Consider the following 12136-nt stretch of genomic DNA (forward strand, 5'->3'; position numbering starts at 1 on the left):
AAATATAAACTAAGCTATACACGCTATGCAGATGACTTAACTTTTTCTACAAATGATAATAGTTTTTTAAAATTGGCTGATAGGTTAATTATTGAGATAAAGAATGAAGTGAGAAAATCTGGGTTTAAGGTTAATGAGAAGAAAACTAGAGTTCAAAATTACCGCTTGAGACAAGATGTAACAAATATAACTGTTAATAAAAAATTAAATGTAAGTAAAACTTATTTTAAAAATACAAGAGCAATGGCCCATCACCTATATAAACACCAAGAATACTTTATTGATGATGAAATTGGAACGTTAGAGCAGTTAGAAGGTAGGTTTGCTTTTATAAATCAGATAGATAAGTATAATAATAAGTTATCTAGAGCTGAAACATATGAAAAAAAATCATTAGAACAGCAGAAATATTTGGTTACTTTATTTTGGACGAAAAATTTAACGCCACAATTCTTCAGGTATTTGAACTCAAGAGAAAAAGAATATCAAAAATTTCTTTTCTATAAATATTTTTATGCAAATGCTAAGCCTCTTATAGTCACTGAAGGCAAAACTGATATAAGATACTTAAAGGCAGCGCTTAAAAACTTATATAAAGAATACCCTGATTTAATAGAAAAAAATGATAATGGTTTTAAATTTAAAATTAGTTTCCTAAATAGGTTTAGCAATAAACCTAAAAAAATCACTAAATTGCACTACTTTTTGAATATTGTATCTGATGGTGCAGATGCAATGAAAAATATATATAATTACTATGTCGATAAAGATCCCTCGTATCCTAACTTTGTAGAGTATTTTAAAAATGTGGGTAAAGTCCCTCCTTCTAATCCAGTGTTATTATTATTTGACAATGAGTTAAATAATAATAATAAACCATTATACAATTTTTGTAATTTTGTAAAACTCAAAAAGAATCAGAAATCAGAACTTTCATCAAAGTATAAAACATGCTTGACAGCTAATTTATACTTATTAACTCACCAATTGTTGCATAATTGTAGTGAAAATGAATTAGAAGATTTATTTACTTCTAACACTTTGGCAAAAACCATAAACAATAAAGTTTTCTGTAAAAAAGATAAATTTGATAATACCAAATATTATGGTAAAGAAATATTTTCTAAATATATAAGTTCTAATTACAAAACAATAAATTTCGATAACTTCAAACCTGTTCTTGATAATATCGTTGAAGCGTTGAAAGAATATGAGAATAAGCTATAGTAACTAAAAGTAATAAACTTGGAGATAAATTTGATGCCTACACTTGATCCAGAAACGAATAAAAAGATTGTAAGTAATCTTGCATTAGAAGGCATGACACTTACTAGAGAACAACAGCAATTACTCTTGGATGCTATTAACAATAAAGAAGTAATTACTAATGAGTTAATTAGGAAAATAGCATATCATGAATAAGCGGATCATAATTGTTTTTTATTTTCAATATGTCCTTTAAGCTATGAATAACATAGGTTGTTTGTAGCTTTTTTGTTATGTGTATGTCTTTAGAATTCAAAAACGACAATTACTTTGAAATGTAGTTTATACATACATAACCATTTGTTTGAGGATATGAATGCTGTTTAGTGATTGGTAAACTTATAGCGTAGTTAAAACTACTATGTATATTAAGTTGCACTATATATTCTACTGGGAGGGAAAATGATATGGCAAAGTTTTTATATAAAATTGGTACTTTTACAGCAAAACATAAATGGCTCTCTATTTTATTAAATGATGCCACGTCAAGACTACGTAGTAGCTCAAAAAGGACATGAGACAAAGCAGTGACGTTATAAATAAAATAATGACTCAATTACTATTTCATAATAATGAATAGAAACCTCATAAATTCGGTTGACGAGATAACCTAACGGTTATTTCTCAATCGAATTTTTTAATTATCACCCGATATCGCTGACTTATTTTAACTACTAAAAATAGTCAATTAAATCTTTAAAAATATATTGCTATACCTAGTTAAAAAGGATATGCTTATGAGGAAATAAGGGTGTGCCCATTTCATAGATAGAAATAAGGGGATGAGGTCTGATGAATCAAGGATTCTCAATGGGTAAATATGTATACAGTTTTTTATTAATTTTAATCTTCATGGGTTGCGTGTTAGTGTTTCAAAATAACAACGCATATGCATCAGAAACGAATCAAGAGGTCGAGAAACAAGTTGATCAGAGAGCAACTGTTACGTCTAATAAAGAAACGGCTATAGGAAGCGAAGAACAGGTTACAAACCACTCACAGAATGAGCCACAACTTTCTACACAAAATAGCGTTGAAGCTACACATTCTCCAGTAATGCCAAAGCAACAGACAGAGTTAAAACAACCTCAAGTTGTATCAACTGAAGCGGTACAAACACCTCCGATTGTACCTAATAAACCACTTCAAAAAACATCTAATGTAATCACAAAACAGAATACTAAAGTATCGCCACCAGTTAAAAGTATTAAAAAAGCAGCTCCAGTTAAAACTCAATCAGTTAAACCAATAAAAGCAGTACCTTCAAACGTTAAACAAACAAAGGCTAAAACAACTTTTACGAGTCCGAAAGGGATCAAACCACAACACTTATCAAGCTCAGTTAAAAAATCTAAACCTGCTGTTAAAAAAGTTGCTAAAAAAGCACCTGTAACTAAAAAATCAAAAGTAGTGTCAAAATCTAAAATAGTAAAAGCAAAGCCAAAAGCAAACACTAAATCAAAACCAAAAGCTAAACCAGTAAGTAAGAAAAAGGCACCAGTTGTTTCTAAAAAGAAAGCATCAGCAGTGCCAAAGAAAAAAGTTCAATTGTTATCTACAACAGTAAAGAAAGCACCTGTTAAAAAGAAAACAGTAGTAGTCACAACGAAACCTAAAGCAGCTCCAAAGCCAGTACCTAAGGTTGCGCCTAAGCCGAAAGCTCCAGTAAGCAATTACTATAATCAAGCACCAAAACTTTGGCCAAAAGGGATACCTGGTAGTGAGAATGTTCGAGACTTCGGGCAGACTACCTATGCCTCAGGTATTAATGATGCATTAAAAATTATGAAAGCCTCTGGTAATAAAGGGGTAACGATTAATCATACAACAGCTAAAGCAGCTAATATTGCGACGATATTTAACTACAATCCAACGACTAAAAAGCTGACTTATGGCACAGGTACCGCAATTGGAAAACATACAATTCTAACTGCGAATCATGTGGTCAACGATTCACAAGCACGTAAACCGATGACACCTTCAAAAGTACAAAACTTGAGAATAGATTTATTACGAGAAGGTTCGAAAGTAGCGCGTACTGTTACCGTTACAGGCGTTAAGATGCTTCAATATGGAGACGTTGCTTTGTTGTATACGAAAGAAGATTTATCTAAATATATGACCGTACGTAAAATCGCACCAGAAACATCAATCACGAAAATTAAAGCGAATACACCTATTCATATGTATCATTATGGTTTACCAGCTGGAAAATTTAAAAATGATCCAATGGGTACGATGTATCATTCTACTGGTAAATACTCTATGATGGCACGTAATGTGAATCCTATTGGTTATTATCAGATGATGGCTGAACCTGGCTCTTCAGGTGGGGCAGTATTAAACAGTAAAAATGAAGTATTAGGTGTACATGCTTTCAGAATTGCTTCTGGAGAATATCAAAAATATAACCTTAATACGATGGCAGAATTAAGAGGTAAACTACGTCAGGAAGTTATCAAGAACATTAAGTAACATGTGATAGGAATTTTGATTCCAATATATGTCTTTTAAGCTATGAACAATGTGAAGTTGTTTGTAGCTTTTTTAGTTAAAGATAAATGAAAAAAGTATTGTTTTAAGAGTTCAAAGAGAATTATAAAAGCTCCATATCATTGCTATTAAAAGTCTTACAGCAAAGATATGGAGCAGTTTTTAAGTTAGAGCAAATTGAAATTAATTCTTTTTCCAAATCTGTATAATTTTATTCGCTAAATACTCAGTTCTATCTTCAATCTCTTTTTTACCCCACGAATCGTTATCAGCAATTTCATGGTTTTGAGAGATTTTGCTTTCTTTTAACAAGACTCTCTTTTCATAGAATTCTTTGTTTCCAAGAGAAGAATTCTTTTTACCAAGAATTAATGTAAGATTCCCAAGAGAATTAATATAATCGTCTAAGGTTTTCTTATCAAAGGTTTTTAACCATGTACTATCTTCTTTTGGATTTTGAGGTAGAATATGTTCTAAGTTTACATACTGCGTGTTGCTATTAACAATCATTTCATTGCCAAAGGCAAGGTCATAAATTGTTTTGAGGATATATCTTATTTTTTTACCATCACTTTTTGATATGCGTAGTTGCTTAGCATACTGTATTGTTTGGTTATCTGAAATGATTTTATTTTGTAATTCTGAAATGATAGATGAGGTAATATTTTTATGGCTTTCGTATATCTTTTTCGCTAAATCAGGGTAAAAATTTTCAAGTTTATTAGGGCTGTCATGTGCAATAAAGATATTTCTGATTTGAATAGTTAAGCATACTTGTAAAACTTGGTTAATATCTTTTAAACTATAACGCTTTAGATTCATCGCTAAAATAACCGGTCTATATTGTATAGCATTAAAAACCTTTAAGCTTTCTACTAATTTAATATAATCTGATAAATCTTCTTTTGAATCATTTGTATTCTTACGTTGTTCAGGCTCGTGAAGTTCAAAAAAGTACTTAGATACACTTTTCATATCCTCTAATAATTCACGCACAGCTTGAGAATTTTTAAGCTTGCCTAATTTTTCAATAGTTTCATAGACCTTTTGATTAGATGTTTTCCCATTATAAATCGAGATCAATTGTGTTAAAAACTTTTTCTTGTCTAATAAATCAGTATTGGCTTCAATTTCATTCCAATATCTAGAGGTTTCACTTTCAGATATTTTTTCACACATTCATTTTTCAATACATAAAAATCAACTAATTTTTTTCCAGTATTATTCAAAGTTTCAAACATTTGATTAGCAATGTCTTCGTTAGGTGTCTCTAATATGATTACGTACATTTTCTCGGTCATATTTTCAATAATTAGAGGCAAATCTGATACACTTAGATGGTTTTTTTCAACATACTCATTAATCAGCTTTTTTAAATAATCATAATTAGATTTCAAGTACTTCTCGTGATCTGAAATGTTGATGTCTATGTTTTCTTGATTATCAATAATATAGCTTTCGAAAAATTCATTTGTCTCATTTTTAGTGAAAATGATTTTGGTATTATTCGCTGAATTATGTCTCCAATCATCTTTTTTTATAAATTCTTCTTTCAATTTATTAGCGATAGAAACATCGCCCATTTTACTGATTTTATCGATAATTGCACATATAAATAATAAAAGCGTAACGGTTCTTTGTTGGCCATCATAAATATTTTGATGATCATCTTCTAGATAGATGGTTATAAAGTTTAAAATGTGTTGTTCTTTATCGCCTTGATGAATAGCAATTATGTCATTAAAAAGTCTCTCAACTTGTGAATTACTCCATTCATAAGGTCTTTGAGTATAAGGAATGTTAAACTTTCCGTTTGATAGCAGCAAATATTCGTTTAATTTTTTGTCATCAGCTTTTAGTAAAGAATCCATATTACACCTCTTTATGTGAATTGTATTTCATTAATTTAATTGTATAAATACAATTAAAGAAGATCAAGAATAATTGTTATTTTGTTTTAAGATTTGTTGATTAAGTGTTTCGTGTAACAGGGAGGGTAAAATATATAATAGGATTATTTTTAAGGGGATTAAATGGAATCTATTATTTATACATCATTGATATACAAATAAATACCCCTAAGGGCATTTGACTTATATCGATGTATCTTTTAATATACCCCTAGAGGTATTTTTGAGAAGCTAATCTAGAACAGTCATCAATCATAAAATAAAGGAACGTGGTAAAGATGGCTCAACATTATAAAGTGGTCATTATAGGTGGCGGTACAGCTGGTATCACAGTGGCAGCGCGACTTTTAAGACAGAGAAAAGATTTAAAAGGACAAATCGCAATTGTTGATCCTGCGTCAGATCATTATTATCAACCTTTATGGACGTTAGTAGGCGCAGGGGCATCAAAATTAGAATCCACACGTAAAAGTATGAAACAAGTACTTCCTAAGGGTGTTGATTGGATTAAACAAGCTGTTCAACAATTTAATCCAAAAGAGAATCGCATCCAACTAGATAATGAGAAACAAGTCAGTTATGACTATTTAGTGGTATGTCCAGGCTTACAAGTGAATTGGTCTGATGTGAAAGGACTTAAAGAAAATATCGGCAAAAATGGTGTGTGCTCTAACTATGCACCACAATATGCGAAAGAAACATGGAATCAATTGTCTAATTTTAAAGGCGGAAATGCGATATTCACCCATCCGAATACAGCGGTTAAATGTGGTGGGGCACCTATGAAAATTATGTTTTTAGCTGAGGATTACTTCAGAAAACATAATATGCGCAATCAAGCGAATGTTATCTTTGAGACCGCAAAACCTGCGATGTTCGAAGTGGATAAATATAAAAAGCCTTTAGAACGTATTGTTGAAGAAAGAGGCATTAACGTAGATTATCAACACCACTTAATCGCAATTGATGGCGAACAAAGAAAAGCAACTTTTGAAAACTTACAAACTGGTGAGACTAAAACATTAGATTATGAGATGTTACATGTCACACCGCCAATGGGACCATTAGATGTCGTTAAAAACAGTGCGTTAGCAGATGAAGCAGGTTGGGTAGATATCGACCCTACGACAATGCAGCACAAGACATACAACAATGTCTTTTCGTTAGGTGATGCTTCTAACTCACCAACATCTAAAACAGGTGCCGCAATTAGAAAACAAGCACCAGTTGTTGTGAATAACTTACTACAAGTGATGAATCAAGAAATGCTGACACATCATTATGATGGTTATACATCATGTCCAATCGTGACAAGTTATAATACGATGATGTTAGCTGAGTTTGATTATAATAAAAAACCAAGAGAAACGATGCCATTTAACCAAGCCAAAGAACGTAGAAGTATGTATATCTTGAAGAAAGATATACTACCAAGAATGTACTGGTATGGTATGTTAAAAGGCTTGATGTAAGTAGTTAAAAAGTTCATATTGAACTGTTTATATTTAACCAGAAAAAGAGGGTGGGACGTCTTGTCTCACCCTCTTAACTTTATACAAAGTTACGTTTATACTTTTTGTGCCATTCTTTTTCAAAGCAGTGTTCATCGTTGTTATAAGCAATGACTTTATTGTAGAGATAGAAGTATGTTTCATCACACCACATCTCACTGATCGTTTCAACTCTTGTATCGATATCATCATCTTTAACAATGACATCCCATGTACATTTAACATAAGCAGATAATGAATCATCTTCTACAATCACAAAGTCATTGTAGTTTTCTGTACCATACGTAATGTTTAAATATGGTAGGTTTCTTAAGCCCTCATCTGAGTAATCGGCTAACATCCACTTGTCTTCTGTTAATGCTTTAATAATATTTCTTGTTCTGCTTCCTTCTCTGATAACTTCTTTCTCTAAAGGTTCTGCTGTTTCTGAATGTGGATAATTTAAAGTAACTGCTTTGAAGTCATTCACATAAGGCACTTCAATGTTTGAATGCGTTAAATCAACATCTAAGTTCACAATTTCTGCAGAAGGCCAAACTTGAGGCCAATAGGTTGGTGACATAGAAACTTCTAACTGATGTCCTTTTGGTAAGTTATAACCAATAACATCCAGTGGGAATTCGACATCGACATATTCATCAATAGGTAAGGCTTAAGGGAACTCATGACTCTTATGATGATTGATGTTGAATTGACCTCTCGTAATTAAAGTCTTCTTACCGTTAGGATGTACATCTGACAATCTGACATGAATATTGGCTTGTGGTTTATCTGATTTCACACGTAATTTTGCGATAGGCATGCCAATGATATTGATATCGTTATCGAGATGATTAAGTAGTACTGTTGTAGCCAAAGCATTATCAATTGTTTGATCATCCGGTAGATCGCCTTCTTGACCAAATGGACAAAAGACGCCTGAATAAAGGCCGTGATGTTGGCGGTTTAATAATCTGACTGAGCCTTCTAAATCATGTAAGATATCTTGATAATTGACTTGTTCTTGTAGTAAATCTAACCATTTACCACCACGGTATGAATAAGAGGTTTGAGGTTCTACTGAATCTTGAAGATATACTAAGAATTCATCTTGATGTGTTGTATCTTTAGCTGAGCCCATCCATTTATCTAACCATTCTAATACTTCTTGAAGATAACCTATTTGAGGGCCAGGTATCGCAAGATCAGGGAACTCGTGTGCCCAAGGACCGACAATGGCCTTTTTAGGTACATTTAAGTTATTCATTAAACGAAAGACAGCGTTTGGATATGCATCTGCCCAACCGCTCATTGTAAGAACTGGAATTTGAATATCAGAGTAATTCTCATTGACTGAACCATGTTTCCAGTAACTGTCTCTTGTTTGATGTTCTACCCATTTTTCTACGAATGGTGGTGTATTTTCTAATCTATCTAGCCACATATCATACCATCTATCACCGACAAATTTAGGGAATGGAGGACGAGCATTATACGCAAACATCGTAGACGCCCACCACAACATGTCTGAAGCCATCATTGTGCCACCGCGATAATGAACATCATCTGCGTACCTGTCATCTGTCGAACATAATGTGATGATAGTCTTTAAGGCTTCGGGTTGTCTTGCGGCAATCTGCAAACCATTGAAACCGCCCCATGATTTACCAATCATCGCGACAGAACCATTAGACCAAGGTTGTTTCGCAATCCATTCAATGACTTCTACACCATCATCTTGTTCGATTTTTGGATACTCATCCTCAATGATAGCTTCTGAATCTCCAGTACCTCTAATATCTACTCTGATCGCAGTATAACCATGTCCTGCGAAGTATTTATGCCTAATTTCATCTCTTAAAGCAGTGAAATCATCTTTTCTGTATGGTAAATATTCTAATACCGTTCCTTTATTCACACCTTCCATAACAGGTGACCAAATTTTAGCTGAAAGCTTTGTGCCATCTGACATGGTAATCCATGTATGATGTGTGATTTCGACCTCATAAGGCATATCTTTCAAAATGTTAATCTTATTATAATCTACATCAAAAACGCCCATTTATTATGAATCCTCCTTATTTTAGCCATTTAAAACAATCTCTTTATCACTTTTGAATCATATCTATTCTCAGTCATAGAGTTTATAACGTCAAACTTATGCATTAGTTGTATTAAAGGAAAGTAAAATAAAAAAGGATTGAGCAATCACACTCAATCCTCGTTTATTAAGGTAAAGTCACATGTATTTCATCGAACTTATCATTCATCATGCCATCCCAAAATTCTACTGTACCATTTTGATTAACTATGAAAGTATAAGAGCCATGTCCAGATTTATTATTCGCAGGAATTTTCCACATTCCGCCATCTTGCATAATTAGTTCTGGTTGTTGAAACTTAATTTTTGAAGCGTCTCCGCCTTCAGTTTGGTTAATGGCAGCGATTAGATAATCGAAGACATTATCTCTATTCACTTGTAAATCAGAGAATTCTTCTTTATTAGCAGTACCACTACCTGAACCGCTGCTAATTTTAACAGTTTCACTTTCATCAGTGGCTTGTGTTTCTTGTTTATTATTTGTTGTTTCATCTGACTGACCTATGTTCTCAGTGTTATTAGACTGAGCTTCTGACTCATCATTTTCTTCGTCTTGTTTTAATTGTGCTTCTAATTTCTTTTTCTCTAATTCGACTTCTTGATATTTATTGTATCCAAAGAAACCCACAGCACCTATGATTCCAAGTACTAATACGACGGATAAAATTACTAAAAGCTTATTCATATGTTAGTTCCCCTTATTATATGTGTATTACGTTGGATTATTGACCTTCCCCTTCCATCGCATTCGTTCTTCTATCTCTTTGTTCAACTTCATCATTCGTAAGCGTACTTGGATCACGTTCCATTAATTGTGAATTGTCACCAGAAATGTCTGCGCCTGGCTCAGGAATTTCACCTCTGGCAGCTTTTTCATACATTTCTTTTTGTTTTGCATACTCAGCATCTGGATCATAAGAGCTACTTGGTGATTCTGATGTATTTTTAGAAGATGCTTGGTTATTATTGTTTTGATTTTGTGCAGGTTGAGTTTCTTTTATAGGTGCTTGAGGTGCTTGGGAAGCGGTAGTATCGTTTTGTGTTTGGTCATATGCTTCTCGTGTATTACTTTCTTCACTATTCACTGCTTCAGTGTTATTTTCGTCGTCTTCTTGTTCTTTTTTCTTTTGTTTCTCTTTTGCTTTTTTCTCTTTTTCTTCAGCTATTTTAGTTTCTTCTTTTTTCAGTTCCAAATCTTTATAACTGCCATACGCAAAGACAATCGCAATGCCTAATGCAGCTACAAGTGCTACAATTCCTAAACTAACAAAAATCTTTTTCAATACACTATCTCCCATCTTTAACGTTGTTATTAATAGAATAATCTATTTAACAAACCTTTCATAGAACTTTTTTAATAAATAGAGAACCTTTTAGTTTTATGTAATAAAGTTAGAGTTGCTAAATTGAAATAACTAATAAAGTAGATGTTTCTCTTTATTAAGATGTATGGAAATAAGTGGATAAATCCGCTTAAATAACTTAGGAAAAGCGATATTTAAATTGAAAGTGTTGATGATATAATAAATGAATAAATTAGAAGTTGTGCTTATAAATGGCATAGCTAACTAAAGGAAGCTTTAAATATAGATAAAGAAAACATCAAGGAGCAGCTGAATGAATAATGATGAACAAGCATTAATGGAATTTCTAAAAGACATTGATTCTTTAAAAGAAATTGAAAAGTATTCCAACCAGTTTAATTTGTTTGAAATACTCGGTGTCGTAAACACTGAAATACGCCACAGTAATATGTTGGCTTGGTTATTGAATCCAAATGAGATTCATGGGCTTGATGATGCCTTTATTAAAAGTTTAATTCGAACTTATATTGAATGTTCAGAGTCTAAAAAAGATCAACAAACAATCTTTAATTTATTATTAAATGACTTTGAGGACGCGAAAGTATTAAGAGAGTGGAATAACATTGACTTACTAGTCGTGTCAGAACAAAATCAAACGCTTATTGTGATTGAAAACAAGATATGGAGTAAAGAATCTAAGTATCAATTGAAGAAGTATCAAGATAAGGTGGAACAATTCTATAGCGGTTATGAAAAGTTATTCATATTCTTAACACCACATGGTGAAGAAGCTAGTAATGTTGAGGTATGGTCCAATATCTCTTATAACCAAATCATTGAATGTATCGATGAAACTATGGTGAATAAAAAAGCAATGATGCATCCACAAGCAGTAGATTTTATTGAACAGTATATTGATATTTTAAGGAGGCATATCGTGGGAGACGAAGCATTAGAAAAAATTTGTGGTGAGATTTATGCCAAACATAAGAGAGCATTGGATTTAATCTATGAATATAAACCAGATACATTAAGTGAAATCTCTAAAATGTTGCAGACATATATACCTGAACATGAAAACCTAATCTTAGATCAAAGTAGCAAAGGTTATATCAGATTTACAACTAAAAATTTAGAACGTATTATGCCTAAAAATAATACTGAAATCCCTTGGACTGATAGTGGTAGAATCCTTCTGTTTGAGATTAAGAATAATAGTCATTTCACAGGGGTTACTTTATTGATTGGTCCAGGAGAAAATGAAGTAAGGACAGATATGCTTAATATTGCACTTCAACATAGTAAGGTATTTAAAGTCTTCAGAAAAAAATTAACACGTAAACATCACACAATTTACTCTAAGAATTTTTATACACATTCTAATGAAGGCGTAATGAGTCATGAAGAAGTGCTAGAAAAAGTTAAACAAGCGTTCGATAAGTTTCTTAAGAGCGATTTAAATAAATTAGAAGAGAAGTTAATAGAAGGCTATATGAATAATGAGAAAGCCACAGTCGATAATGTTTGAAAACCATCATAATATTATCTTCTTATATTATGTTAAAGTTAAAT

At 32.2% G+C, this 12136-nt stretch carries 9 protein-coding genes and 1 pseudogene; 5 read left to right on the forward strand and 5 right to left on the reverse strand.

Annotated features, from left to right (window positions below; genetic code table 11):
• The 3 genes from CD112_RS07500 to CD112_RS07505 form a co-directional block, all read left to right on the forward strand.
• The coding region (locus CD112_RS07500) for an RNA-directed DNA polymerase (RefSeq protein ID WP_103364095.1) at positions 1–1227 on the forward strand (1227 nt) is incomplete at its 5' end.
• A gap of 33 nt (positions 1228–1260) precedes the next feature.
• The gene (locus tag CD112_RS13600) at positions 1261–1422 is read left to right on the forward strand and encodes a hypothetical protein (protein WP_170121947.1); all 162 of its coding nucleotides are present in this window, start codon (positions 1261–1263) and stop codon (positions 1420–1422) included.
• A gap of 636 nt (positions 1423–2058) precedes the next feature.
• Positions 2059–3741: a trypsin-like serine peptidase gene (locus tag CD112_RS07505; protein ID WP_070463095.1), complete on the forward strand. Its 1683-nt coding sequence runs from the start codon at positions 2059–2061 to the stop codon at positions 3739–3741.
• 201 nt (positions 3742–3942) lie between these two features.
• Here the strand turns inward: CD112_RS07505 and CD112_RS13780 are convergent, their stop codons facing one another.
• Positions 3943–4938, reverse strand: coding sequence for an HNH endonuclease family protein (locus CD112_RS13780; RefSeq protein ID WP_231911558.1), 996 nt, complete (start codon positions 4936–4938; stop codon positions 3943–3945).
• Complete coding sequence (locus CD112_RS13785) at positions 4866–5630, reverse strand: DUF262 domain-containing protein (RefSeq protein WP_231911557.1); 765 nt, start codon at positions 5628–5630, stop codon at positions 4866–4868. Before CD112_RS13785 ends, CD112_RS13780 begins: the two co-directional genes overlap by 73 nt.
• 317 nt (positions 5631–5947) lie before the next feature.
• Here CD112_RS13785 and CD112_RS07515 point away from each other — a divergent pair, with 317 nt between their 5' ends.
• On the forward strand, positions 5948–7141 hold the full coding sequence (locus CD112_RS07515) for an FAD/NAD(P)-binding oxidoreductase (protein ID WP_070463093.1): 1194 nt from the start codon (positions 5948–5950) through the stop codon (positions 7139–7141).
• Positions 7142–7220: 79 nt separating this feature from the next.
• On the opposite strand, the pseudogene CD112_RS07520 reads toward CD112_RS07515, so the two are convergent.
• From CD112_RS07520 to CD112_RS13610, 3 genes and pseudogenes are all read right to left on the reverse strand, one after another.
• Positions 7221–9221 (reverse strand): annotated as a pseudogene (locus CD112_RS07520) (CocE/NonD family hydrolase).
• A gap of 166 nt (positions 9222–9387) precedes the next feature.
• Entirely contained in the window at positions 9388–9945 is a 558-nt protein-coding gene (locus CD112_RS13790; protein WP_231911556.1) for a hypothetical protein, read from the reverse strand.
• A 37-nt stretch (positions 9946–9982) separates the two neighbouring features.
• A complete protein-coding gene (locus CD112_RS13610) occupies positions 9983–10543 on the reverse strand; it encodes a hypothetical protein (RefSeq protein ID WP_061055004.1) in 561 nt (186 codons plus the stop codon).
• A 334-nt stretch (positions 10544–10877) separates the two neighbouring features.
• On the opposite strand from CD112_RS13610, the gene CD112_RS07535 reads away from it, so the two are divergent.
• Positions 10878–12092, forward strand: a complete 1215-nt coding sequence (locus CD112_RS07535; RefSeq protein WP_103364096.1) for a PDDEXK-like family protein — start codon at positions 10878–10880, stop codon at positions 12090–12092.
• The last annotated feature ends 44 nt before the right edge of the window (positions 12093–12136 follow it).

Origin of the sequence: Staphylococcus simulans, assembly GCF_002902285.1 — a bacterium.
Lineage (GTDB): Bacteria > Bacillota > Bacilli > Staphylococcales > Staphylococcaceae > Staphylococcus > Staphylococcus simulans.